We start from the raw sequence: 25,257 nt of genomic DNA, 5'->3' as shown, positions 1-25,257 counted from the left end.
CCGCGCGGGGGCTTGCTCCCGCGTTGGCGTATCTGGAATTCGAGAATTTTTACAGCATCTGTCAGTGGCCCTGTGGGCAAAAGGCAGGTGCTGATGGCGCGGCGCAGATGCCAGACGCCCAACAAGGTGCAAATGACCTATGTCCAAGCGTGATTATTATGAGGTTCTGGGTGTCGAGCGCGGCGCCAGCGAAGCTGACCTCAAGAAGGCTTACCGTCGCCTGGCGATGAAGTACCACCCGGACCGCAACCCGGGCGACAAAGAGTCGGAAGACAAGTTCAAGGAGGCCAACGAGGCCTACGAAGTGCTGTCCGATGCCAGCAAGCGTGCTGCGTTCGACCAGTACGGTCATGCCGGTGTGGACCCGAGCATGGGTGGCGGTGGTGCCGGTTTCGGCGGTGCCAACTTCTCCGACATCTTCGGCGATGTGTTCAGCGACTTCTTCGGTGGCGGTCGCGGTGGCGGCCGTGGCGGTGCCCAGCGCGGCAGCGACCTGCGCTACACCCTCGAGCTGAACCTGGAAGAGGCAGTGCGCGGCACCACCGTCAGCATTCGCGTGCCAACGCTGGTCAACTGCCAGCCGTGCGACGGCTCCGGTGCCAAGAAGGGCTCGACCCCGTCCACCTGCCCGACTTGCGGTGGTATCGGCCAGGTGCGCATGCAGCAGGGCTTCTTCTCGGTACAGCAAACCTGCCCGCGCTGCCATGGCCAGGGCAAGATCATTACCGACCCCTGCACCTCGTGCCACGGCGAAGGCCGTGTCGAGGAGTACAAGACACTGTCGGTCAAGGTGCCGGCGGGTGTCGATACCGGTGACCGCATTCGCCTGTCGGGCGAGGGCGAGGCGGGTACCCATGGTGGCCCGACTGGCGACCTGTATGTGGTGATCAACGTGCGCGAGCACGAGATCTTCCAGCGTGATGGCAAGCACCTGTACTGCGAAGTACCGATCAGCTACACCGACGCCGCCCTGGGTGGCGAGCTGGAAGTGCCGACCCTCGATGGTCGGGTGAAGCTGAAGATCCCGGAAGGCACCCAGACCGGCAAGCAGTTCCGCCTGCGCGGCAAGGGTGTTGCCCCGGTGCGCGGTGGTGGTGCGGGTGACCTGCTGTGCCGTGTGGCGGTGGAAACGCCGGTCAATCTCAGCCGCCGTCAGCGCGAGTTGCTCGAAGAGCTGCGTGATTCGCTGGAAGGCGATAGCTCCCACTCGCCCAAGGCCAGTGGCTGGTTCGATGGCGTGAAGCGCTTCTTCGGCGATCTCTGACAAGGAAATGGCTATGCGACGTATTGCAGTGATGGGCGCGGCAGGGCGTATGGGCAAGACCCTCGTCGAAGCCGTGCAGCAACAGGCACCCCAGGCAGGCCTGACGGCAGCGATCGACCGCCCGGACAGCACGTTGGTGGGGGCTGATGCCGGTGAGCTGGCAGCCCTGGGCCGTATCGGTGTGCCGATTTCCGACGACCTGGCCAAGGTGGTCGACGAGTTCGACGTGCTGATCGACTTCACCCACCCTTCGGTGACCCTGAAGAACCTGGCATTCTGCCGCAAGGCGGGCAAGGCCATGGTCATCGGCACAACCGGCTTCACCCCGGAAGAGAAGCAGCAACTGGCCGAAGCCGGCAAGGAAATCCCGATCGTCTTCGCTGCCAACTTCAGCGTCGGCGTCAACCTGTGCCTGAAGCTGCTGGATACCGCGGCGCGCGTGCTGGGTGACGATGTGGATATCGAAATCCTCGAAGCGCACCACCGGCACAAGGTCGATGCGCCGTCGGGCACCGCACTGCGCATGGGTGAAGTGGTTGCCCAGGCGCTGGGCCGTAACCTGCAGGAAGTGGCCGTGTACGGCCGTGAAGGACAGACCGGTGCGCGTGAGCGCCAGACCATCGGCTTCGCCACCGTGCGTGCCGGTGATGTGGTGGGTGACCATACCGTGCTGTTCGCCGCCGAAGGCGAGCGCGTCGAGATCACCCACAAGGCTTCCAGCCGCATGACCTTCGCCAAGGGCGCCGTGCGTGCGGCACTGTGGCTGGACGGGCGCGAGCCTGGGTTGTACGACATGCAGGATGTGCTCGAACTGCGCTGAGCCGTTGGAGCGGTGCTGGCTTCTTCGCGGGTGAACCCGCTCCCACAGGAATTATGCAGGGCTCAGCCTTTGCGCGGTCCCTGTGGGAGCGGGTTTACCCGCGAAGCAGGCGCCGGGGATGTCAGCCTGTCGCATTCATGTGTTTTAGAGACACATCTGCGGTAGACCGAAAACGCACTTTTCTGTAAGCTACAGCTTTAGTGTGTCCACTAAAAGCGCGCAGCGAATTGAATTCAGCACATGAAAGCGGGGTGACGTGTCCATACGTCACTCCGCTTTTTTGCAACCTGCGATCGCCCTTTCATGCTTGATTTACGGGAGGTCTTCTTGACAAAGCCAGCCATACTCGCCCTTGCCGACGGCAGTATTTTCCGCGGTGAAGCTATCGGTGCCGACGGTCAGACCGTTGGTGAGGTGGTATTCAACACCGCTATGACCGGCTACCAGGAAATCCTTACAGACCCTTCCTACGCGCAGCAAATCGTTACCCTGACCTACCCGCACATCGGCAACACCGGTACTACTCCGGAAGATGCCGAGTCGAACCGCGTCTGGTCCGCTGGCCTGGTCATCCGTGACCTGCCGCTGCTGGCCAGCAACTGGCGTAACACCCAGTCGCTGCCTGAGTACCTCAAGGCCAACAACGTCGTCGCCATCGCCGGCATCGACACCCGTCGCCTGACCCGAATCCTGCGTGAAAAGGGCGCTCAGAACGGTTGCATCCTCGCCGGTGACAACATCAGCGAAGAAGCTGCCATCGCCGCTGCTCGCGCCTTCCCGGGCCTGAAGGGCATGGACCTGGCCAAGGTCGTTTCCACCAAGGAACGCTACGAGTGGCGCTCCAGCGTGTGGGAGCTGAAGACCGACAGCCACCCGACCATCGAAGCCGCAGACCTGCCTTACCACGTGGTCGCCTTCGACTACGGTGTCAAGCTGAACATCCTGCGCATGCTGGTTGCCCGTGGCTGCCGCGTGACTGTTGTACCGGCCCAGACCCCGGCCAGCGAAGTACTGGCACTCAACCCGGACGGCGTGTTCCTGTCCAACGGCCCTGGCGACCCCGAGCCGTGCGACTACGCCATCCAGGCGATCAAGGAAATCCTCGAGACCGAGATCCCGGTATTCGGCATCTGCCTCGGCCACCAGCTGCTGGCCCTGGCCTCCGGCGCCAAGACCGTGAAAATGGGCCACGGCCACCACGGTGCCAACCACCCGGTCCAGGACCTGGACACCGGCGTGGTCATGATCACCAGCCAGAACCACGGCTTTGCCGTTGACGAGGCCACCTTGCCGGGCAACGTCCGCGCCATTCACAAGTCGCTGTTCGACGGCACCCTGCAGGGTATCGAGCGTACCGACAAGAGCGCGTTCAGCTTCCAGGGCCACCCTGAAGCGAGCCCAGGCCCGACCGATGTCGCGCCACTGTTCGATCGTTTCACCGATGCCATGGCCAAGCGCCGCTGAGCATCCTGCTTCAAGGCCCCGGGCCGGCTTGCGCCGCGCCCGGAAGCGCCTGACCCAGATTGTTCAAAGCGGCTTGCCGACTGACCCCGGATTTGAGTGACAACCATGCCAAAACGTACAGATATCAAAAGCATCCTGATTCTCGGCGCTGGCCCGATCGTGATCGGCCAGGCCTGCGAATTCGACTACTCCGGCGCCCAGGCCTGTAAAGCCCTGCGCGAGGAAGGTTTCCGCGTCATCCTGGTGAACTCCAACCCGGCCACCATCATGACCGACCCGGCCATGGCCGACGCCACCTACATCGAGCCGATCAAGTGGCAGTCTGTGGCCAAGATCATCGAGAAAGAGCGCCCGGACGCCGTCCTGCCGACCATGGGTGGCCAGACCGCACTGAACTGCGCCCTGGACCTCGAGCGCCACGGCGTTCTGGAAAAGTTCGGCGTAGAGATGATCGGCGCCAACGCCGACACCATCGACAAGGCTGAAGACCGTTCGCGCTTCGACAAGGCCATGAAGGACATCGGCCTGGAGTGCCCGCGCTCCGGGATCGCCCATAGCATGGAAGAGGCCTATGCGGTCCTCGAGAAGCTCGGCTTCCCGTGCATCATCCGCCCGTCGTTCACCATGGGCGGCACTGGCGGTGGTATCGCCTACAACCGTGAAGAATTCGAAGAAATCTGCACCCGTGGCCTGGACCTGTCGCCGACCAAGGAACTGCTGATCGACGAATCGCTGATCGGCTGGAAAGAATACGAGATGGAAGTGGTCCGCGACAAAAAGGACAACTGCATCATCGTCTGCTCGATCGAGAACTTCGACCCGATGGGCGTGCACACCGGTGACTCGATCACTGTTGCCCCGGCGCAGACCCTGACCGACAAGGAATACCAGATCATGCGCAACGCCTCGCTGGCGGTGCTGCGTGAAATTGGTGTGGAAACCGGCGGTTCCAACGTGCAGTTCGGTATCTGCCCGAACACCGGCCGCATGGTCGTGATCGAGATGAACCCGCGCGTTTCGCGTTCCTCGGCGCTGGCTTCCAAGGCTACCGGCTTCCCGATCGCCAAGATCGCCGCCAAGCTGGCCATCGGTTACACCCTCGACGAACTGCAGAACGACATCACCGGCGGTCGTACCCCGGCATCCTTCGAGCCGTCGATCGACTACGTCGTCACCAAGCTGCCACGCTTCGCCTTCGAGAAATTCCCGAAAGCCGACGCCCGCCTGACCACCCAGATGAAATCCGTGGGTGAAGTCATGGCCATCGGTCGTACCTTCCAGGAGTCCCTGCAGAAAGCCCTGCGCGGCCTGGAAGTAGGCGCCTGCGGTCTCGACCCGAAAGTCGACCTGGCCAGCCCGGAAGCTTCCAGCATCCTCAAGCGCGAGCTTACCGTGCCAGGTGCCGAGCGCATCTGGTACGTCGCCGACGCCATGCGTTCGGGCATGACCTGCGAAGAAATCTTCAATCTGACCGGCATCGACATGTGGTTCCTGGTGCAGATGGAAGACCTGATCAAGGAAGAAGAGAAGGTCAAGACCCTGGCCCTGTCGTCGATCGACAAGGACTACATGCTGCGCCTCAAGCGCAAGGGCTTCTCTGACCAGCGCCTGGCCAAGCTGCTGGGTATTACCGACAAGAACCTGCGCCGTCACCGCCACAAGCTGGAAGTGTTCCCGGTGTACAAGCGCGTCGATACCTGCGCTGCCGAATTCGCCACCGACACCGCCTACCTGTACTCCACCTATGAGGAAGAGTGCGAGGCCAACCCGTCGACCCGCGACAAGATCATGATCCTGGGTGGCGGCCCTAACCGTATCGGCCAGGGTATCGAGTTCGACTACTGCTGCGTACACGCTGCACTGGCGCTGCGTGAAGATGGTTACGAGACCATCATGGTCAACTGCAACCCGGAAACCGTCTCCACCGACTACGACACCTCCGACCGCCTGTACTTCGAGCCGCTGACCCTGGAAGACGTGCTGGAAGTATGCCGCGTCGAGAAGCCGAAAGGCGTGATCGTCCACTACGGCGGCCAGACCCCGCTGAAACTGGCCCGTGCCCTGGAAGAAGCCGGCGTACCGATCATCGGTACCAGCCCGGACGCCATTGACCGCGCCGAAGACCGCGAGCGCTTCCAGCAGATGGTGCAGCGCCTGAACCTGCTGCAGCCGCCAAACGCCACCGTGCGCAGCGAAGAAGAAGCCATCAGCGCTGCTGGCGGCATCGGCTACCCGCTGGTCGTGCGTCCGTCCTACGTACTGGGCGGTCGTGCCATGGAAATCGTCTACGAGCTGGACGAGCTCAAGCGCTACCTGCGCGAAGCCGTACAGGTGTCCAACGACAGCCCGGTCCTGCTCGACCACTTCCTCAACTGCGCCATCGAGATGGACGTGGATGCGGTGTGCGACGGCACCGACGTGGTAATCGGCGCGATCATGCAGCACATCGAGCAGGCCGGCGTTCACTCCGGTGATTCGGCGTGCTCGCTGCCACCTTACTCGCTGAGCAAGGAAGTGCAGGACGAAGTCCGCGTACAGGTCAAGAAAATGGCCCTGGAGCTGGGCGTGGTCGGCCTGATGAACGTGCAGCTGGCCCTGCAGGGCGACAAGATCTACGTGATCGAAGTCAACCCGCGCGCTTCGCGTACCGTGCCATTCGTGTCCAAGTGCATCGGCACTTCCCTGGCGATGATCGCGGCCCGCGTCATGGCTGGCAAAACCCTGAAAGAGCTGGGCTTCACCCAGGAGATCATCCCGAACTTCTACAGCGTCAAGGAAGCCGTCTTCCCGTTCGCCAAGTTCCCGGGGGTTGACCCGATCCTCGGCCCTGAGATGAAATCGACCGGTGAAGTCATGGGTGTCGGTGACAGCTTCGGTGAAGCCTTCGCCAAGGCCCAGATGGGAGCCAGCGAAGTGCTGCCGACCGGCGGTACCGCGTTCATCAGCGTGCGTGACGACGACAAGCCGCAAGTGGCTGGTGTTGCCCGCGACCTGATCGCCCTGGGCTTCGAAGTGGTTGCAACTGCCGGCACTGCCAAGGTTATCGAGGCGGCCGGCCTGAAAGTGCGCCGTGTGAACAAGGTGACCGAAGGTCGCCCGCACGTGGTCGACATGATCAAGAACGACGAAGTGTCGCTGATCATCAACACCACCGAAGGCCGCCAGTCGATCGCCGATTCCTACTCGATTCGTCGCAATGCGCTGCAGCACAAGATTTACTGCACCACTACCATTGCGGCCGGTGAAGCCATCTGCGAGGCGCTGAAATTTGGTCCGGAAAAGACCGTTCGCCGCCTGCAGGATCTGCACGCAGGATTGAAAGCATGAGCATTACCAAGTACCCGATGACCGTCCAGGGCGCTCGCGCCCTGGAAGAGGAGCTGCTGTTCCTGAGCAAGACCGAGCGTCCGCGCCTGAGCCAGGCTATTGGCGAAGCGCGCGAGCTGGGTGACCTGAAGGAAAATGCCGAATACCACGCTGCTCGTGAAGAGCAGGGCATGGTCGAGGCGCGTATCCGCGATATCGAAGGTCGCCTGCAGAACTCGGTAGTGATCGACGTGACCACTATCCCTCACACCGGCAAGGTGATTTTCGGTACCACCGTGGTACTGGCCAACACCGAAACCGATGATGAAGTGACCTACCAGATCGTTGGCGAAGATGAAGCCGACGTGAAGAAAGGCAAGCTGTCGAGCAGCGCCCCGATCGCCCGTGCCATCATTGGCAAGGAAGAAGGGGATACCGTTGTCGTGAAGACGCCGAACGGTACGGTCGAGTACGAGATTGTCGAAGTCAAGCACATCTGACCGGCGCCTGCGGGCGCCATCCCTCGAGGGGATCCTCTGGCAGCTGGCCCAGGTTTTCTGGGTCGGTGGCCTGTGGGTGTTCCACGTGGGGCTGGTGCCCGCGCTCAAGGTCAGTGGCCTGGCACCGCTGCTGGTGCAGGACATCGCCGGGCAGATCGACCGCTGGTTGATTGGTGTGGCGATGCTTGGCTTGCTTATCCAGTTGGTCGTGCTGGCCAAAGTGGACGGCCTGCCGGCCTGGTGGCGGCAGTTCCGGGGGCAGATGCTATTGCTCGGCCTTGGCGCCTGCGTGGGGTATTACACCTTGCGCTACGGTATTTCCGTGGGCGAGCGCTGGCAGATGTTCTGCTTCCTGGTACTGGGCTTTTCCGGCATCGTGCTGGTGGCCCAGCCAGTACCGGTCAGGTTGCGCCGCTAAACGGCTCGAGATTACTGGGGCCGCTTTGCGGCCCATCGCCGGCAAGCCGGCTCCCACACCGACCGCATCAGATTCAGGCCATGCGCCGTACCTGTGAGAGCTGGCTTGCCGGCGATGGGCTGCGCAGCAGCCCCTTTGCCGTTACTTGTAACGGTGGATGTTGGACAGCTGCTTGTTCGGCTGTGGGTTCTTGCGGTAGATCAGGGCTTTCTTGCCGATGGTCTGCACCAGCTCGGCACGGCCGGCCTTGCACAGTTCGGCAATGGTCTCGGCACGTTCTTCGCGGTCTTCCGAGCGAATTTCGACCTTGATCAGCTCATGGTCGACCAGAGCACGCTCCAGTTCGGCGATGACGCCTTCATTCAAACCGTTGCCAGCAACGATCAGGACCGGCTTCAGGTCATGACCAATGGACTTGTATTGCTTCTTCTGCTCGTTATTGAGCGGCATAATCTGACCCTTTCCGTCTGATTCTGTAAAATTGACCGGCATTTTACCCGAGGGCCACCGGCTCCGCCCAGTCAATCACGACGCATATCATCGAGGTGCCCCGTGGTACAACGTTCAAAAAGCAGCGCAAACTGGCTGCGAGAGCATTTCAACGATCCTTTTGTGAAACAGGCACAAAAGGATGGCTACCGCTCGCGTGCGAGCTACAAATTGCTGGAGATCCAGGAAAAGGACCGGCTGATCCGCCCAGGCATGAGCGTGATCGACCTCGGCGCGGCTCCTGGGGGCTGGTCGCAGGTGACCAGTCGTCTGATTGGTGGCCAGGGCCGCCTGATCGCTTCCGACATCCTGGAGATGGACTCGATCCCCGATGTGACCTTCATCCAGGGCGATTTCACCCATGATGAAGTGCTGCAGCGCATTCTCGAGGCCGTCGGCGATTCGCACGTAGACCTTGTGATTTCCGACATGGCCCCCAATATGAGTGGTACGCCTGCGGTGGACATGCCGCGGGCCATGTTCCTCTGCGAGCTGGCGCTCGATCTGGCAACCCGCGTGCTAAAGCCCGGCGGCGACTTCCTGATCAAGATTTTCCAGGGCGAAGGTTTCGATGTGTACCTCAAGGACGTGCGCAGCAAGTTCGAAAAGGTACAGATGCGCAAGCCATCGTCGTCGCGTGACCGTTCCCGCGAGCAGTACCTGCTGGGCCGGGGCTTCAAGGGGGCGTGAAAGGCGGCAAGCGGGGTGGCCGATAGTTATTTCCAATCGGCCGCTGCGTCAGGATCGTCCGAACTTCGTGTAGTCTAGCTTTCACAAAGGGTTACAGACGGTGCCTGCGGCTGCGTAGGTAATGTAGTAAGTTAGGGCGATGAATATCATGCGAGGAACGGCTGCGTCGTGCGCCGACCTCAGAGGGTAGCGAATTGAACGACATGGCAAAGAATCTGATCCTGTGGTTGATCATCGCAGCTGTCTTGGTGACGGTGATGAACAACTTCTCCAGCCCTAACGAGCCGCAGACCCTCAACTATTCCGACTTCATCCAGCAGGTCAAGGATGGCAAGGTCGAGCGTGTCACCGTCGACGGCTACATCATTACCGGCAAGCGTGCCGATGGCGACAACTTCAAGACCGTGCGCCCGGCCATTACCGACAATGGCCTGATCGGTGACCTGGTCGACAACCACGTCATCATCGAGGGCAAGCAGCCTGAGCAGCAGAGCATCTGGACCCAGCTGCTAGTCGCGAGCTTCCCGATCCTGGTGATCATCGCCGTGTTCATGTTCTTCATGCGTCAGATGCAGGGCGGTGCGGGCGGCAAGGGCGGGCCGATGAGCTTCGGCAAGAGCAAGGCGCGCCTGCTGTCCGAAGACCAGGTCAAGACTACCCTGGCTGACGTCGCCGGTTGCGACGAGGCCAAGGAAGAGGTTGGCGAGCTGGTCGAGTTCCTGCGCGATCCGGGCAAGTTCCAGCGCCTGGGTGGTCGTATCCCGCGTGGCGTGCTGATGGTCGGCCCGCCTGGTACCGGTAAGACCCTGCTGGCCAAGGCCATCGCCGGTGAGGCGAAAGTGCCGTTCTTCACCATTTCCGGCTCGGACTTCGTGGAAATGTTCGTCGGTGTCGGTGCCAGCCGTGTGCGCGACATGTTCGAACAGGCCAAGAAGCACGCCCCGTGCATCATCTTCATCGACGAGATCGACGCCGTTGGTCGCCATCGTGGTGCCGGCATGGGCGGTGGTCACGACGAACGTGAGCAAACCCTCAACCAGTTGCTGGTGGAGATGGATGGCTTCGAGATGAATGACGGCATCATCGTCATCGCCGCTACCAACCGTCCGGACGTACTCGACCCGGCGCTGCTGCGTCCCGGCCGCTTCGACCGCCAGGTGGTGGTCGGCCTGCCGGACATTCGTGGTCGCGAACAGATTCTCAAGGTGCACATGCGCAAGGTGCCGGTCGGCGAGAACGTCAACCCGGCGGTCATCGCCCGTGGTACCCCCGGTTTCTCCGGTGCCGACCTGGCCAACCTGGTCAACGAAGCCTCGCTGTTTGCTGCGCGCTCCAACAAACGCCTGGTCGAAATGAAAGAGTTCGAACTGGCCAAGGACAAGATCATGATGGGTGCCGAGCGCAAGACCATGGTCATGTCCGAGAAAGAAAAGCAGAACACCGCTTATCACGAAGCTGGCCACGCCATCGTCGGCCGCCTGGTGCCAGAGCACGATCCGGTCTACAAGGTTTCGATCATTCCGCGTGGCCGTGCCTTGGGCGTGACCATGTTCCTGCCGGAAGAAGACCGCTACAGCCTGTCCAAGCGCGCACTGATCAGCCAGATCTGCTCGCTGTACGGTGGTCGTATCGCCGAGGAGATGACTCTGGGCTTCGACGGCGTCACTACCGGTGCATCCAACGACATCATGCGTGCCAGCCAGATCGCCCGAAACATGGTGACCAAGTGGGGCCTTTCGGAAAAACTCGGCCCGCTGATGTACGCCGAGGAAGAAGGCGAGGTGTTCCTGGGCCGCAGTGCTGCCAGCCAGCACGCCAGCGTTTCCGGCGAAACCGCCAAGCTGATCGACTCGGAAGTGCGCAGCATCATCGACCAGTGCTACGCCACAGCCAAGCAGCTGCTCACCGATAACCGTGACAAGCTCGATGCCATGGCCGAAGCGCTGATGAAGTACGAGACCATCGACGCCGAGCAGATTGACGATATCATGGCCGGCCGTACCCCCCGCGAACCGCGCGACTGGGATGATGACTCGGCTTCGGGCAAGCCTGCTGCCCAGGGTGATCGCCCGGAATCGCCGATCGGCGGTCCAGCGGCTCAACACTAAGGGCATCTATGAGCTCAGTGCAGTACCCGACCCGGTTGCCTTGCGGCAACCGGGTTCTTGATTTGTCGCGTACCCATGTCATGGGTATTCTCAACATCACCCCTGATTCCTTCTCCGATGGCGGGCGCTTCAATCAGCGCGACGAGGCGCTGCGTCATGCCGAAGCGATGGTTGCCGCAGGCGCCACGCTTGTCGACATCGGCGGCGAGTCCACGCGGCCGGGTGCGCGCGCGGTATCGGTGACCGAGGAGCTGGAGCGGGTGGCCCCCATGGTCGAGGCTATCAACAGCCGCCTCGATGTGGTCATCTCCGTCGATACCTCCACGCCAGCGGTCATGCGTGAAGCGGCGCGCCTCGGTGCAGGGCTGATCAACGACGTGCGTGCGCTGGAGCGCGATGGGGCCCTGGATGCCGCCGCGGATACCGGCTTGCCGGTGTGCCTCATGCACATGCGTGGCGAGCCGGGTAACATGCAGGACGACCCACATTACGAAGATGTGACCGCCGACGTTACGCGTTATCTTGAACAGCGAATGGCGGCCTGTGTTGCGGCTGGCATCGATGAAAACAGAATCATCCTTGATCCGGGCTTCGGTTTCGCCAAGACACTGGCGCACAACCTGAGCCTGTTCAAGCACATGGAAGCGCTCTATCGCCTTGGGCGCCCGCTGCTGGTGGGTGTTTCACGCAAGAGCATGATCGGCCTGACGCTGGAACGTCCGGTCGGCGAGCGGTTGTACGGCAGCCTTGCGCTGGCGGCGTTGGCCATGACCAAGGGGGCGAGCATTCTTCGTGTCCATGACGTGGCCGAAACCGTTGATGTGGTGCGCATGATCGCTGCGGTGCAAAGCGCCGAATAAGAACATTGGAGTCCCTATGAGCAGAAAATACTTTGGTACCGACGGCATTCGTGGCCGCGTCGGCGAATACCCGATCACGCCGGACTTCATGCTGAAGCTTGGCTGGGCGGCCGGCATGGCCTTCCGCAAGCAGGGCCACTGCCGGGTGCTGGTTGGCAAGGACACGCGTATCTCCGGCTACATGTTCGAGTCCGCACTCGAAGCCGGCCTGTCCGCGGCAGGCGCCGACGTCATGCTGCTCGGGCCGATGCCTACGCCGGCCATCGCCTACCTGACGCGTACCTTCCACGCCGAAGCCGGCATTGTCATCAGCGCCTCGCACAACCCGCACGATGACAACGGCATCAAGTTCTTCTCGGGCCAGGGGACCAAGCTGCCGGACGAAGTCGAGCTGATGATCGAGGAATTGCTCGACCAGCCGATGACCGTCGTCGAGTCGGGCAAGCTGGGCAAGGTTTCGCGCATCAATGATGCCGCCGGCCGCTATATCGAGTTCTGCAAGAGCAGCGTGCCGAGCAGCACCAGCTTCGACGGCCTCAAGCTGGTTGTCGATTGCGCCCACGGTGCCACCTACAAGGTCGCGCCAAGCGTGTTCCGCGAGCTGGGTGCCGACGTGACCGTGCTGCACGCCCAGCCCGACGGGCTGAACATCAACGAAGGCTGCGGCTCGACTCACATCGAATCGTTGCAGGCTGCCGTGCTGGTCGGCCATGCCGATCTGGGTATCGCCTTCGACGGTGACGGCGACCGCGTGCTGATGGTCGACCATACCGGCGCCATCGTCGATGGTGACGAGCTGCTGTTCATCATCGCTCGCGACCTCCAGGAGCGGGGCAAGCTGCAGGGTGGGGTAGTGGGCACGCTGATGAGCAACCTGGGCCTGGAGCTTGCGCTGAAGGACCTGGATATTCCGTTCGTGCGGGCCAAGGTCGGTGACCGTTACGTCATGGCAGAGCTGCAGGAGCGTGAATGGCTGGTCGGTGGTGAAAACTCCGGTCACGTCGTGTGCTGCAACCACACCACCACGGGTGACGCAATCATCGCTGCGCTGCAGGTGCTGATGGCGCTCAAGCGTCGTGGCGAAACCCTGGCGCAGGCCCGTCAGGCCCTGCGCAAGTGCCCGCAGGTGCTGATCAACGTGCGCTATGGCGCCAGCAAGGTCGACCCGCTGGAGCACCCGGCGGTCAAGGACGCCAGTGCCAAGGTGACCGATGCCTTGGCCGGCCGCGGTCGCGTGCTGCTGCGCAAATCCGGTACCGAGCCGTTAGTGCGTGTGATGGTCGAGGGCGAGGACGAAAGCCAGGTGCGCATGCACGCAGAAGCGTTGGCCAAACTGGTTGGCGAAGTTTGTGTCTGATGGCGCTTGCCAGCGCAGATAGGGTTGGGTACTATCTGCGCCCACTTTGACCGACGAGGTAAAGCATGCGTCGCCCTATGGTAGCTGGTAACTGGAAGATGCACGGTACCCGCGCTAGCGTCGCTGAGCTTACCGAAGGCTTGAGAAATCTGGCCTTGCCGAGCGGAGTGGAAGTCGCTGTGTTTCCACCAGCCTTGTTCATCAATCAAGTGATCGATGGCCTGGCAGGTAAGGAAATTACTGTCGGCGCACAGAATTCTGCAGTACTACCCGAACAGGGTGCGTTGACCGGAGAAGTTGCTCCGGAACAGCTGGTTGAAGCAGGTTGCAAGTTGGTGTTGATTGGTCATTCGGAGCGTCGCCAGATCATTGGTGAAACCGACGAAGTGCTTAATCGAAAGTTTGCAGCGGCCCAGGCCAAAGGTTTGAAGCCAGTGCTTTGCATAGGGGAAACCCTGGAAGAGCGCGAGGCCGGCAAAACGCTCGAAGTTGTCGGGCGTCAACTAAGCAGTATCATCGAAGCATTCGGTGTTAAGGCTTTTGCCAATGCAGTAATTGCCTATGAGCCTGTATGGGCCATCGGCACTGGCCTTACGGCCACGCCACAGCAGGCTCAGGATGTGCATGCAGCCATCCGCAGCCAGCTGGCGGCAGAAGATGCTGAAGTGGCTGCGAAGGTGCAGTTGCTCTACGGCGGCAGCGTGAAGGCGGCCAATGCGGCCGAACTGTTCGGCATGCCGGATATCGATGGGGGGCTCATTGGTGGGGCTTCCCTGAACGCAGACGAATTCGGTGCAATTTGTCGCGCCGCAGGAAACTGAACAAATGCTGGAAACAGTCATCGTTGTTTTTCATCTGTTGGCAGCGCTGTCGCTTGTAGTGCTGGTTCTGTTGCAACAGGGTAAAGGTGCGGAAGCAGGTGCATCTTTCGGCGCGGGTGCTTCAAATACCGTGTTCGGGAGCCAGGGCTCTGCAACGTTCCTGAGTAAATTAACTGCTATACTCGCTGCCACTTTCTTTTTGACAGCACTTGGGTTAGGATACTTCGCGAAGCAACAAGCTCACCAGCTTAGCCAAGCAGGTCTTCCAGATCCAGCAGTGCTAGAAGTGAAAGAGCCGCAGAAACCGGCAGTTAATGATGATGTACCGGTGCTCCAGCAGCAGAAGAGCGAAACCACTCCGAATGCGGGTGATGTACCTCCTCCGGCACAAGAGCAGAAGTAACGGGTTTCAAGTAGTATTGCCGAGGTGGTGGAATTGGTAGACACGCAACCTTGAGGTGGTTGTGCCCATAGGGTGTAGGGGTTCGAGTCCCCTTCTCGGTACCAATTAAAGCTTGAGAGCCCGCTTTAGCGGGCTTTCTTGCAGGTGAAGGTTTGGATTTGACCCTCGTGAGGGTTCGGTCTTATACTTTTGCCCCAGCTTTGTCGCGGGGTGGAGCAGCTTGGTAGCTCGTCGGGCTCATAACCCGAAGGTCGTTGGTTCAAATCCAGCCCCCGCAACCAGCTTCAGCGGAGCCCCTTTTCAGGGGCTTTTTGCTAACCGAACAGTTTTCGGCGTCGTTGTCCAACGGCGCTTTCAGGGATGGGCGCTTCGCCCATTTTTTATTTGCACAGCATGCACGAGGGGGTTCAGGTGTCGAGCAAGCTAGAACAGTTGCAGGCCTTGTTGGCCCCGGTTGTCGAGGGTCTGGGCTATCAGTGCTGGGGGATCGAATACGTTTCCCAGGGTAAGCATTCGGTACTGCGCATCTACATCGACAAGGAAGGCGGCATCCTGGTGGACGACTGCGAAGCGGTCAGCCGTCAGGCCAGCGCAATCCTCGATGTGGAAGATCCGATCAGCAGTGAGTACACCCTCGAGGTGTCTTCTCCAGGCATGGATCGCCCACTGTTCACTCTGGAACAGTTTGCCTCGCATGCCGGCGAACAAGTGAAGATCAAGCTGCGCTCACCCTTCGAGGGTCGTCGTAACTTCCAGGGCCTTCTCCGCGGTGTGGAGGAGCAGGATGTGGTGGTCCAGGTGGACAATCAAGAGTTCCTGTTGCCGATCGACTCGATCGACAAGGCCAATATTATTCCCAGTTTTGACTGAGACGTGCCGGGCCCGGCGGACTATCCGGGCCCAATGGCTTGCGCAAGGCGAGGCGTACGATGAGCAAAGAAGTACTGCTGGTTGTTGAATCGGTATCCAACGAAAAAGGTGTACCGCCCGGCGTCATTTTCGAAGCGCTGGAAGTGGCTCTGGCCACTGCAACCAAAAAACGTTTTGAAGACGAAGTCGACCTGCGTGTGGAAATCAACCGCCACACCGGTAGCTACGAGACCTTCCGTCGCTGGACCGTGGTCGATGAAGCCGATCTTGATGATCCGGCGATCGAGACCTGGCTCGACAAGATCAAGGACACCCACCCTGAAGCCAAGGTAGGTGACGTGATCGAAGAGAAGATCGAGTCCATCGAGTTCGGACGTATCGCCGCCCAGACCGCCAAGCAGGTCATCGTGCAGAAGGTCCGTGAGGCCGAGCGTGCCCAGGTGGTCGATGCCTACCGCGAACGCGTCGGCGAGATCATTTCCGGTACCGTGAAAAAGGTTACCCGCGACAACGTCATCGTTGACCTGGGCAACAACGCCGAGGCCTTGCTGGCCCGCGAAGACATCATTCCGCGCGAAACCTTCCGTGTCGGCGTGCGCCTGCGTGCGCTGCTGAAGGAAATTCGCACTGAAAACCGTGGCCCACAGCTGATTCTGTCGCGCACCGCGCCGCAGATGCTGATCGAGCTTTTCCGCATCGAAGTGCCGGAAATTGCCGAGGGCCTGATCGAAGTCATGGCCGCTTCCCGTGATCCGGGTTCGCGAGCCAAGATCGCCGTCCGCTCCAAGGACAAGCGTATCGACCCGCAAGGTGCCTGCATCGGCATGCGTGGTTCGCGCGTCCAGGCCGTATCCGGGGAGCTGGGTGGTGAGCGTGTGGATATCGTCCTGTGGGACGATAACCCGGCGCAGTTCGTCATCAACGCCATGTCGCCGGCTGAAGTCGCGGCGATCATCGTTGATGAAGATGCCCATGCCATGGACATCGCCGTCGCCGAGGACAACCTGGCCCAGGCCATTGGCCGTGGCGGTCAGAACGTTCGCCTGGCCAGTCAGCTGACTGGCTGGACCCTGAACGTGATGACCGAGAAGGACATCCAGGCCAAGCAACAGGCCGAAACCGGTGACATCCTGCGCAATTTCATCGATGAACTGGAAGTCGACGAGGAGCTGGCCCAAGTGCTGGTCGACGAAGGCTTCACCAGCCTCGAAGAAATTGCCTACGTACCGTTGGAAGAAATGCTCAACATCGATGGCTTTGACGAGGATATCGTCAATGAGCTCCGCGCTCGAGCCAAGGACCGTTTGTTGACCAAGGCCATCGCTACCGAAGAAAAACTGGCAGACGCCCACCCGGCCGAAGACCTGCTCTCCCTCGAGGGCATGGACAAGGACCTGGCGGCTGAACTGGCGGTGCGCGGCGTGGTTAACCGCGAAGACCTGGCCGAGCAGTCGATCGACGATCTGCTCGACATCGACGGCATCGACGAAGAGCGTGCCGGCAAGTTGATCATGGCCGCCCGAGCCCACTGGTTCGAGTAATTAGGCGCGGCCTGAGGAGAGAAGTGCATGACGCAAGTCACGGTGAAAGAACTGGCCCAAGAGGTCGAGGCACCGGTAGAGCGCCTGCTGCAGCAGATGCGTGAGGCAGGTCTGCCGCACACCGACGCCGGTCAGGTAGTGACCGACAATGAGAAGCAGACCCTGCTGACTCATTTGAAGAGCAGCCACAAGAGCAAGGCGGAAGAACCGCGCAAGATTACCTTGCAGCGCAAAACCACCAGCACCCTGCGTGTCGCCGGTAGCAAGAGCATCAGCGTAGAAGTACGCAAGAAGAAAGTATTCGTGCAGCGCAGCCCGGAAGAAATCCAGGCTGAGCAGAAGCGTGAGCTGGAAGAGCGCCGCGCGGCTGAAAACGCCGCTCGCGACAAGGTCGACGCTGAAGTTCGCCAGCGCAACGAGGAGCAGGCTCGCCGTCAGGCCGCCGAAGCCCCGGCTGCCGCCCCTGCGCCTGCCGCCAAGCCTGAGGCGGCACCTGCTGCTGCCCCGGCTCCGGTAGTTGCCGACGCTCCGGCGTCCGAAGACGCCGCAGCCCGTGCTGCCGAGCGCAAGAAGGACGAAGCCCGTCGCAACGAAGGCCGCACCCGTGACGAAGACCGTCGCCGTGGCGAGGCCCCGCGCGTGTCGATCAAGGTCAAGGTCAAGGAGAAGGAAAAGGCTCCGACTCCTCGTGCCGCGCCGCGCACCACCGATGAAGAAAGCGATGGCGTACGCCGTGGCCGCGGTGGCAAGAGCAAGCTGAAGAAGCGCAACCAGCATGGCTTCCAGAACCCGACCGGTCCAGTCATTCGTGACGTGACCATCGGTGAGACCATCACCGTCTCGGAACTGGCCCAGCAGATGTCGGTCAAGGCCGCCGAAGTGGTCAAGTTCATGTTCAAGCTGGGTACCCCGGTCACCATCAACCAGGTGCTCGACCAGGAAACCGCTCAGCTGGTCGCAGAAGAACTGGGCCACAAGGTGACGCTGGTCAGCGATACCGCCCTGGAAGACTCCCTGGCCGAATCGCTGAAGTTCGAAGGTGAAGTCGAATCGCGTGCGCCGGTCGTTACCGTCATGGGTCACGTTGACCACGGTAAGACCTCGCTGCTCGACTACATCCGTCGTGCCAAGGTTGCCGCTGGCGAAGCCGGTGGTATCACCCAGCACATCGGTGCTTACCACGTGGAAACCGACCGCGGCATGGTCACCTTCCTCGACACCCCTGGCCACGCTGCGTTCACCGCAATGCGTGCCCGTGGTGCCAAGGCCACCGACATCGTCATCCTGGTGGTGGCGGCGGACGACGGCGTGATGCCGCAGACCCGCGAAGCCGTTCAGCATGCCAAGGCAGCTGGCGTTCCGCTGGTGGTCGCGGTGAACAAGATCGACAAGCCGGGTGCCGACCTCGACCGCATCCGCAACGAGCTGGCCGTCGAAGGCGTGACCTCCGAGGATTGGGGTGGTGACACTCCGTTCGTCAAGGTTTCGGCGAAGATGGGTACCGGCGTCGACGAGCTGCTCGAAGCTGTCCTGCTGCAGGCCGAGATTCTCGAACTGACCGCTACCCCGACCGCTCCGGGTCGTGGTGTGGTTGTCGAATCGCGCCTGGACAAGGGCCGTGGCCCGGTGGCGACCATCCTGGTTCAGGACGGTACCCTGCGTCAGGGCGACATGGTCCTGTGCGGTTCCAACTATGGCCGCGTGCGCGCCATGCTCGACGAGAACGGCAAGCCTGTGAAGGAAGCCGGCCCGTCGATCCCGGTCGAAATCCTCGGCCTGGACGGTACCCCGGAAGCCGGTGACGAGCTGTCCGTGGTTGCCGACGAGAAGAAGGCCCGCGAAGTTGCCATGTTCCGTCAAGGCAAGTACCGCGAGGTCAAGCTGGCCCGCGCTCACGCCGGCAAGCTGGAAAACATCTTCGAGACCATGGGTCAGGAAGAGAAGAAGACCCTCAACATCGTCCTCAAGACCGACGTGCGTGGTTCCCTGGAAGCACTGCAGGGTTCGCTGTCGGGCCTGGGCAACGACGAAGTTCAGGTGCGCGTGATCGGTGGCGGCGTCGGTGGTATCACCGAAAGCGACGCCAACCTGGCGCTGGCTTCGAATGCAGTACTGTTCGGCTTCAACGTGCGTGCCGATGCCGGCGCGCGCAAGATCGTCGAGCAGGAAGGTCTGGATATGCGTTACTACAACGTGATCTACGACATCATCGAAGACGTCAAGAAGGCCCTGACCGGTATGCTCGGCAGCGATGTTCGCGAGAACATCCTGGGTGTTGCCGAAGTCCGTGACGTGTTCCGTTCGCCGAAGTTCGGCGCCATCGCTGGCTGTATGGTCATCGAGGGTACCGTGTACCGCAACCGTCCGATCCGCGTACTGCGCGAAGACGTTGTGATCTTCGAAGGCGAGCTGGAATCGCTGCGTCGCTTCAAGGACGATGCCTCCGAAGTGCGTAACGGCATGGAGTGCGGTATCGGCGTGAAGAGCTACAACGACGTCAAGGTCGGCGACAAGATCGAAGTCTTCGAGAAAGTCCAGGTGGCTCGTACCCTTTAAGGGCGAGCGAGCCGCAAGCGCCCGCTGCAGGGCGGCTTGCGGTACCTCTTCAGGTAGCGCCCGGTCAGGCCATTGGTCTGTCCGGGCGTTTGCCGCTTTAAGTTACAGGTAGCAAGAATGGCCAAAGAATATAGCCGTACCCAACGTATCGGCGATCAGATGCAGCGCGAGCTGGCCGAGCTGATCCGTCGCGAAGTCAAAGACCCGCGTGTCGGTCTGGTTACCATCACTGCCGTCGACGTCAGCCGTGACCTGGGCCATGCCAAGGTGTTCATCACCGTCATGGGCGAGGAAACCCCGGACGCCGTCCAGCAGTCGCTGAAGGCGCTGAACAGCGCTGCAAGCTTCCTGCGTTTGCACCTGGGGCGCTCGATGCAGCTGCGCAGCGTGCCGCAACTGCACTTCCACTTCGATGAAAGTGTCAGCCGCGGTGTACACCTGTCGGCACTGATCGAGCGTGCAGTGGCCGAAGACCGCCTGCACAAGGATGCCGACAAGCCGGACGCCGAGGAGTAAGCGGTGGCCCAGGTCAAACGTATCCGCCGCAACGTCAGCGGCATCATCCTGCTCGACAAGCCGCTGGGCTTCACCTCCAACGCCGCGCTGCAAAAGGTGCGCTGGCTGCTCAATGCGGAAAAGGCCGGCCACACCGGCAGTCTCGACCCGCTGGCAACCGGCGTGCTGCCGCTGTGCTTTGGCGAAGCGACCAAGTTTTCGCAGTACCTGCTCGATTCGGACAAGGGCTACGAAACAGTCATGCAGATGGGGCAGACTACCAACACCGGCGATGCCGAAGGTGAGGTGCTGCAGACCCGCGAGGTGACCGTTGGTCGCGCCGACATCGAGGCCCTGTTGCCGCGTTTTCGTGGCCAGATCAGCCAGATACCGCCGATGTACTCGGCGCTCAAGCGTGACGGCCAGCCGCTGTACAAGCTGGCACGTGCAGGAGAGGTAGTGGAGCGCGAGGCGCGTTCTGTTACTATTGGCCGCTTGGAGTTGCTCGAGTGCGAAGGCACCCGTGCACGGTTGAGCGTAGGATGCAGCAAAGGCACCTATATCCGCACCCTGGTGGAGGATATCGGCGAGGCCCTTGGCTGCGGCGCCTATGTCGCCGAGCTGCGCAGGACCCAGGCCGGGCCCTTCGCGCTGGCACAGACGGTCACCCTCGAGGAACTTGAACAGGCCCACGCCGAAGGCGGTAACGAAGCGCTCGACCGCTTCCTGATGCCCTCGGACAGCGGCCTGCAGGACTGGCCGTTGGTGTGCCTGTCCGAGCACAGTGCGTTCTACTGGCTGCATGGGCAGGCGGTACGCGCGCCGGACGCGCCACAATTTGGCATGGTCCGGGTACAGGATCACAATGCACGCTTCATCGGTATCGGTGAAGTGAGCGAAGACGGGCGCATTGCGCCGCGTCGGCTGATTCGGTCGGAATGACCGAAACCGCGGGGCCAGGCAGTTGCCGAACCCCACGGCATCAAGGGTGGCTGTCAGTAGGCACGGTCACACCTTTTTTATTAATACAGGGATTTGTCCCTGGCCTATTGGACCCCGCATGCGGGATCCGTTATCAGGAGAAGCCAAATGGCCCTCAGCGTTGAAGAAAAAGCTCAGATCGTTGCCGAATACCAGCAAGCCGCCGGCGATACCGGTAGCCCGGAAGTGCAGGTTGCTCTGCTGACCGCCAACATCAACAAGCTGCAAGGCCACTTCAAGGCCAACGACAAAGACCACCACTCCCGTCGTGGTCTGATCCGTATGGTCAACCAGCGTCGTAAGCTGCTGGATTACCTGAAGGGCAAAGACACCACTCGTTACAGCGCCCTGATCGGTCGCCTGGGTCTGCGTCGCTAATAGCGGCCTGGCCAGTGGTGTGCATGGCGTGTCGCAAGCTTCGGCAGGGCTGTTCTGCAGCACTGTCGTTGGACACGCCACGTGTATCTCCGAGGTTGGCAGCCTGGCAATGCTGAGCGGATTTTCCGCTTGGTGCCAGGCTCCCAGCCTCGTGTTGTATCTGGACGGTCAACGGGGCCGATTCCCTGTTCTGCCCAAGAATTCGCAAGAAACCAGTTCCCCCAGAGCCACTGAAAAAAGGTAGGAAACCGTGAACCCGGTAATCAAGACTTTCCAGTTCGGTCAATCGACCGTTACTCTCGAAACGGGCCGTATTGCCCGTCAGGCAACCGGCGCCGTGCTGGTTACCGTCGACAACGACGTCACCGTGCTGGTGACTGTGGTAGGTGCCAAACAGGCTGATCCAGGCAAGGGTTTCTTCCCGCTGTCGGTTCACTACCAGGAAAAGACCTACGCCGCCGGCAAGATCCCGGGTGGCTTCTTCAAGCGTGAAGGCCGTCCTTCCGAGAAAGAGACGCTGACCTCGCGCCTGATCGACCGTCCGATCCGTCCGCTGTTCCCAGAAGGCTTCATGAACGAAGTGCAGGTCGTCTGCACCGTGGTTTCCACCAGCAAGAAGACCGACCCGGACATCGCTGCGATGATCGGTACCTCGGCTGCCCTGGCCATTTCCGGCATTCCGTTCGAAGGCCCGATCGGCGCCGCCCGCGTTGCCTTCCACGAAAGCACCGGCTACCTGCTGAACCCGACCTACGAGCAACTGGCTGCTTCGAGCCTGGACATGGTCGTTGCCGGTACCGAATCGGCTGTACTGATGGTTGAATCGGAAGCCAAAGAGCTGACCGAAGACCAGATGCTGGGCGCCGTGCTGTTCGCCCACGACGAATTCCAGGCCGTGATCCAGGCCGTCAAGGAACTGGCCGCCGAAGCCGCCAAGCCGACCTGGGACTGGCAGCCAGCCCCGGCCAACGTCGAGCTGATGAACCTGGTCCGTGGCGAGTTCGGCGAAGCCGTTTCGCAGGCCTACACCATCACCCAGAAGGCTGACCGCTACAACCGCCTGGGCCAGCTGCGTGACGAGGCCATTGCCCGTCTGAGCAACGAAGAGACCGGCCCGTCCGCCAGCGCCATCAAGGAAATCTTCGGCGAGCTGGAATACCGCACCGTCCGCGAGAACATCGTCAACGGCAAGCCGCGTATCGACGGCCGTGACACCCGCACCGTGCGCCCGCTGAACATCCAAGTCGGCGTACTGCCGAAGACTCACGGTTCGGCGCTGTTCACCCGTGGCGAGACCCAGGCCCTGGTCGTCGCGACCCTGGGTACCGCCCGTGACGCCCAGCTGCTGGACACCCTGGAAGGCGAGAAGAAAGACCCGTTCATGCTGCACTACAACTTCCCGCCATTCTCGGTGGGTGAGTGCGGCCGCATGGGCGGTGCCGGCCGTCGTGAAATCGGCCACGGTCGCCTGGCCCGTCGTGGCGTGCAGGCCATGCTGCCGAGCGACAGCGAATTCCCGTACACCATCCGCGTGGTTTCGGAAATCACCGAATCCAACGGTTCCAGCTCCATGGCTTCGGTCTGCGGTGCTTCCCTGGCGCTGATGGACGCTGGTGTGCCGATGAAGGCACCGGTTGCCGGTATCGCCATGGGCCTGGTCAAGGAAGGTGACAAGTTTGCCGTCCTGACCGACATCCTGGGTGACGAAGACCACCTGGGCGACATGGACTTCAAGGTAGCCGGTACCGCCAAGGGTGTTACCGCGCTGCAGATGGACATCAAGATCAACGGCATCACCGAAGAGATCATGGAAATCGCCCTGGGCCAGGCCCTGGAAGCGCGCCTGAACATCCTCGGCCAGATGAACCAGATCATCGCCCAGTCGCGTAGCGAGCTGTCGGCCAACGCCCCGACCATGATCGCCATGAAGATCGATACGGACAAGATCCGTGACGTCATCGGTAAAGGCGGCGCCACCATTCGCGCCATCTGCGAAGAGACCAAGGCTTCGATCGACATCGAAGACGACGGCTCGATCAAGATCTTCGGCGAAACCAAGGAAGCGGCAGATGCTGCCAAGCAGCGCATCCTGGGCATCACCGCCGAGGCCGAGATCGGCAAGATCTACGTCGGCAAGGTCGAGCGCATCGTCGACTTCGGTGCCTTCGTCAACATCCTGCCTGGCAAGGACGGCCTGGTGCACATTTCCATGCTGAGCGATGCTCGCGTCGAGAAAGTCACCGACATCCTGAAAGAAGGCCAGGAAGTTGAAGTACTGGTACTGGACGTGGACAACCGCGGCCGTATCAAGCTGTCGATCAAGGATGTTGCCGCAGCCAAGGCTTCGGGCGTCTGAGAATTGCCTCGCAGTAGCTCGCAGTAGAAAGAAGGGCCCCGCAAGGGGCCCTTTTTTTATGCCGGTACGGAACCTTTTGCGGACTTGCATCTTGCATGCAGGTTTATCGTGCAGATTGCAGAATGCACGACGCCGCCAGGATGGATGTTTTGCTAACTCCTTGATTTAAAAGGAAACAAGCGAAACGGCAAAGCTGGCACAGCGCATGCAACTATCCTGATACCTGACGCCAGGACATACGGCGCAGACCTTTCGATAAACAGGAGTGACTCACATGAAGAAGTTCGCCATTGCTGCCGCTACTGCTACCGCTCTGACCCTGACCATGGCCAACGGCGCGTTCGCTGCAGAGCCAACCCAGGCTCCAGTCATGTTGGCCGCGAACACCGTCGACAACGCCAAGCAGGAAGGTTCCGACACCTGGATCACCACCAAGGTGAAAGCGGACCTGCTGACTGAAAAAGGTATTCCAGGCAGCGACATCAAAGTCGAGACCAGCCAGGGCGTCGTCTCGCTGTCGTCTGACGTGGCAGTGACTCAGTCCCAGAAAGAAGAAGCCGTTCGCATTACCAAGAACATCAAAGGCGTCAAGAGCGTCATGTCCGACGGCCTGAAAGCCGAGTAAGGAATGTCCCGTCGGCCAAACGGATTTGGCCACCTTTGCTCCAGGCCCCGGCTTATTGCCGGGGCTTTTCATTGTGCGCCTAGTACACCGGATTACGCGCAACCACATCACTTTCGAAGCATTCCTGCTCGGCTATCAGCGGCTCGACCAATGGTCGGCTATCGCGAAAGTGCGCGGTTTGGGTATGCACTTCATACGCCGCGTCGTCGCGGTAGATCTCGTACAGGTAGATCACATCCGGGTCGACGCGATCTTGCGACACATCGAACACCAGGCAGCCAGGTTCGGTGGCGACGGAAGCTGCCGCATTGACCTTGATCGCATTCAGAAAGTCCTCTGCGCAGCCGGGCTTCACCCGAGTCTTGATGAACAGGCTATACACAAGTCGCTCCTTTTGTTTTAAATTCGATTATGAATTGTATACAAAAATGGAGCTTCGCCAATGTCCGAATTGCCTGTCCGCCCTGGTCGCCTGAACGGCCTGCGCCATATCGCCTTGCTGGTACCGAACCTGGAAGAGTGCGAGCGCTTCTACGTCGATGTGCTGGGCATGGAAGTGCTGAACCGCGCCAATGAAGACCTGGTGTACCTGACCTGCGGTAACGACAACCTGTCGTTGGGGCGCGGGGCCGGGGCGGCCAATGGTTTGCAGACTTTGGACCATTATGGGTTCATCGTCGATAGCGTGGAGGAGCTGGAGGCTTGGTACCAGTACTTCAAGGCCCATGGCGTGACCTTGCTGGATCGGCCGTTCAATCATGGTGACGGGGCGCGCAGCTTCCACCTGCTGGACCCGGCAGGGAACAAGGTGCAGCCGCTTTATCACCCGGCGGTGTCGGGGCAGCGGTTGGTGTGAAGCCTGTACCGGCCTCTTCGCGGGTAAACCCGCTCCCACAGGTACTGCACAAACCTTGAGCAGTGCGCGATCCCTGTGGGAGCGGGCAAGCCCGCGAAG

Annotated in this window: 23 protein-coding genes and 2 tRNA genes; 23 read left to right on the top strand and 2 right to left on the bottom strand. The window is 61.0% G+C overall.

Going from position 1 to position 25,257, the window contains the following annotated elements; translation table 11 throughout:
- Nucleotides 1-139 precede the first annotated feature (139 nt).
- The 6 genes from dnaJ (at nucleotide 140) to R9B85_RS09090 (ending at nucleotide 7,772) form a co-directional block, all read left to right on the top strand.
- Nucleotides 140-1,264 carry a molecular chaperone DnaJ gene (gene dnaJ, locus R9B85_RS09115; RefSeq protein ID WP_112250000.1) on the top strand — a complete coding sequence of 375 codons (1,125 nt, stop codon included), beginning with the start codon at nucleotides 140-142 and terminating at the stop codon, nucleotides 1,262-1,264.
- 13 nt (nucleotides 1,265-1,277) lie between these two features.
- Entirely contained in the window at nucleotides 1,278-2,084 is an 807-nt protein-coding gene (gene dapB, locus R9B85_RS09110; protein WP_112250001.1) for a 4-hydroxy-tetrahydrodipicolinate reductase, read from the top strand.
- 327 nt (nucleotides 2,085-2,411) lie between these two features.
- Entirely contained in the window at nucleotides 2,412-3,548 is a 1,137-nt protein-coding gene (carA, locus tag R9B85_RS09105) for a glutamine-hydrolyzing carbamoyl-phosphate synthase small subunit (protein WP_133975560.1), read from the top strand.
- A gap of 105 nt (nucleotides 3,549-3,653) precedes the next feature.
- Nucleotides 3,654-6,875 (top strand): carbamoyl-phosphate synthase large subunit, encoded by a 3,222-nt coding sequence (carB, locus tag R9B85_RS09100; RefSeq protein WP_112250004.1) that lies wholly within the window; start codon nucleotides 3,654-3,656, stop codon nucleotides 6,873-6,875.
- Nucleotides 6,872-7,354 carry a transcription elongation factor GreA gene (gene greA, locus R9B85_RS09095; RefSeq protein ID WP_181457300.1) on the top strand — a complete coding sequence of 161 codons (483 nt, stop codon included), beginning with the start codon at nucleotides 6,872-6,874 and terminating at the stop codon, nucleotides 7,352-7,354. The genes carB and greA overlap by 4 nt, the downstream gene beginning before the upstream one ends.
- Nucleotides 7,332-7,772 carry an MFS transporter gene (locus R9B85_RS09090; RefSeq protein WP_112250006.1) on the top strand — a complete coding sequence of 147 codons (441 nt, stop codon included), beginning with the start codon at nucleotides 7,332-7,334 and terminating at the stop codon, nucleotides 7,770-7,772. The genes greA and R9B85_RS09090 overlap by 23 nt, the downstream gene beginning before the upstream one ends.
- 141 nt (nucleotides 7,773-7,913) lie before the next feature.
- On the opposite strand, the gene yhbY is transcribed toward R9B85_RS09090, so the two are convergent.
- Nucleotides 7,914-8,222 carry a ribosome assembly RNA-binding protein YhbY gene (gene yhbY, locus R9B85_RS09085; RefSeq protein ID WP_003249945.1) on the bottom strand — a complete coding sequence of 103 codons (309 nt, stop codon included), beginning with the start codon at nucleotides 8,220-8,222 and terminating at the stop codon, nucleotides 7,914-7,916.
- 102 nt (nucleotides 8,223-8,324) lie between these two features.
- On the opposite strand from yhbY, the gene rlmE reads away from it, so the two are divergent.
- From rlmE to R9B85_RS09005, 16 genes are all read left to right on the top strand, one after another.
- Nucleotides 8,325-8,951: a 23S rRNA (uridine(2552)-2'-O)-methyltransferase RlmE gene (gene rlmE, locus R9B85_RS09080; protein WP_112250008.1), complete on the top strand. Its 627-nt coding sequence runs from the start codon at nucleotides 8,325-8,327 to the stop codon at nucleotides 8,949-8,951.
- 203 nt (nucleotides 8,952-9,154) lie between these two features.
- Complete coding sequence (gene ftsH, locus R9B85_RS09075; RefSeq protein WP_112250010.1) at nucleotides 9,155-11,059, top strand: ATP-dependent zinc metalloprotease FtsH; 1,905 nt, start codon at nucleotides 9,155-9,157, stop codon at nucleotides 11,057-11,059.
- A gap of 8 nt (nucleotides 11,060-11,067) precedes the next feature.
- On the top strand, nucleotides 11,068-11,919 hold the full coding sequence (gene folP / locus R9B85_RS09070; RefSeq protein WP_112250011.1) for a dihydropteroate synthase: 852 nt from the start codon (nucleotides 11,068-11,070) through the stop codon (nucleotides 11,917-11,919).
- 16 nt (nucleotides 11,920-11,935) lie between these two features.
- Nucleotides 11,936-13,276 carry a phosphoglucosamine mutase gene (gene glmM, locus R9B85_RS09065; protein ID WP_215520449.1) on the top strand — a complete coding sequence of 447 codons (1,341 nt, stop codon included), beginning with the start codon at nucleotides 11,936-11,938 and terminating at the stop codon, nucleotides 13,274-13,276.
- A 65-nt stretch (nucleotides 13,277-13,341) separates the two neighbouring features.
- Nucleotides 13,342-14,097 (top strand): triose-phosphate isomerase, encoded by a 756-nt coding sequence (tpiA, locus tag R9B85_RS09060; protein WP_112250013.1) that lies wholly within the window; start codon nucleotides 13,342-13,344, stop codon nucleotides 14,095-14,097.
- A 4-nt stretch (nucleotides 14,098-14,101) separates the two neighbouring features.
- A complete protein-coding gene (gene secG, locus R9B85_RS09055; RefSeq protein WP_112250014.1) occupies nucleotides 14,102-14,500 on the top strand; it encodes a preprotein translocase subunit SecG in 399 nt (132 codons plus the stop codon).
- Between the two features lie 18 nt (nucleotides 14,501-14,518).
- Nucleotides 14,519-14,604 (top strand) — tRNA-Leu (locus tag R9B85_RS09050).
- A 100-nt stretch (nucleotides 14,605-14,704) separates the two neighbouring features.
- Nucleotides 14,705-14,781: transfer RNA gene (locus R9B85_RS09045), tRNA-Met, on the top strand.
- 130 nt (nucleotides 14,782-14,911) lie between these two features.
- Nucleotides 14,912-15,370, top strand: coding sequence for a ribosome maturation factor RimP (rimP, locus tag R9B85_RS09040; RefSeq protein WP_003249960.1), 459 nt, complete (start codon nucleotides 14,912-14,914; stop codon nucleotides 15,368-15,370).
- 59 nt (nucleotides 15,371-15,429) lie between these two features.
- Complete coding sequence (gene nusA / locus R9B85_RS09035; protein WP_009685349.1) at nucleotides 15,430-16,911, top strand: transcription termination factor NusA; 1,482 nt, start codon at nucleotides 15,430-15,432, stop codon at nucleotides 16,909-16,911.
- 27 nt (nucleotides 16,912-16,938) lie between these two features.
- The gene (infB, locus tag R9B85_RS09030) at nucleotides 16,939-19,467 is read left to right on the top strand and encodes a translation initiation factor IF-2 (protein WP_112250015.1); all 2,529 of its coding nucleotides are present in this window, start codon (nucleotides 16,939-16,941) and stop codon (nucleotides 19,465-19,467) included.
- Nucleotides 19,468-19,584: 117 nt separating this feature from the next.
- Nucleotides 19,585-19,983: a 30S ribosome-binding factor RbfA gene (rbfA, locus tag R9B85_RS09025; RefSeq protein WP_025340699.1), complete on the top strand. Its 399-nt coding sequence runs from the start codon at nucleotides 19,585-19,587 to the stop codon at nucleotides 19,981-19,983.
- Between the two features lie 3 nt (nucleotides 19,984-19,986).
- The gene (gene truB / locus R9B85_RS09020) at nucleotides 19,987-20,904 is read left to right on the top strand and encodes a tRNA pseudouridine(55) synthase TruB (protein WP_013974284.1); all 918 of its coding nucleotides are present in this window, start codon (nucleotides 19,987-19,989) and stop codon (nucleotides 20,902-20,904) included.
- Between the two features lie 147 nt (nucleotides 20,905-21,051).
- Nucleotides 21,052-21,321, top strand: a complete 270-nt coding sequence (rpsO, locus tag R9B85_RS09015; protein WP_003249971.1) for a 30S ribosomal protein S15 — start codon at nucleotides 21,052-21,054, stop codon at nucleotides 21,319-21,321.
- 250 nt (nucleotides 21,322-21,571) lie between these two features.
- Nucleotides 21,572-23,677 (top strand): polyribonucleotide nucleotidyltransferase, encoded by a 2,106-nt coding sequence (gene pnp, locus R9B85_RS09010; RefSeq protein WP_112250019.1) that lies wholly within the window; start codon nucleotides 21,572-21,574, stop codon nucleotides 23,675-23,677.
- A gap of 274 nt (nucleotides 23,678-23,951) precedes the next feature.
- The gene (locus R9B85_RS09005) at nucleotides 23,952-24,302 is read left to right on the top strand and encodes a BON domain-containing protein (protein ID WP_025340697.1); all 351 of its coding nucleotides are present in this window, start codon (nucleotides 23,952-23,954) and stop codon (nucleotides 24,300-24,302) included.
- A 79-nt stretch (nucleotides 24,303-24,381) separates the two neighbouring features.
- On the opposite strand, the gene R9B85_RS09000 is transcribed toward R9B85_RS09005, so the two are convergent.
- Nucleotides 24,382-24,684, bottom strand: a complete 303-nt coding sequence (locus tag R9B85_RS09000) for a putative quinol monooxygenase (protein ID WP_207877288.1) — start codon at nucleotides 24,682-24,684, stop codon at nucleotides 24,382-24,384.
- Between the two features lie 60 nt (nucleotides 24,685-24,744).
- On the opposite strand from R9B85_RS09000, the gene R9B85_RS08995 reads away from it, so the two are divergent.
- The gene (locus tag R9B85_RS08995; protein ID WP_112250023.1) at nucleotides 24,745-25,158 is read left to right on the top strand and encodes a VOC family protein; all 414 of its coding nucleotides are present in this window, start codon (nucleotides 24,745-24,747) and stop codon (nucleotides 25,156-25,158) included.
- Nucleotides 25,159-25,257 lie beyond the last annotated feature (99 nt).

The organism is Pseudomonas sp. NLJ1 (genome assembly GCF_049486705.1).
Classification (GTDB): domain Bacteria; phylum Pseudomonadota; class Gammaproteobacteria; order Pseudomonadales; family Pseudomonadaceae; genus Aquipseudomonas; species Aquipseudomonas inefficax.
The sequence above is the reverse complement of the archived record's forward strand: the minus strand, read 5'-3'. Positions and strand labels throughout refer to the sequence as shown.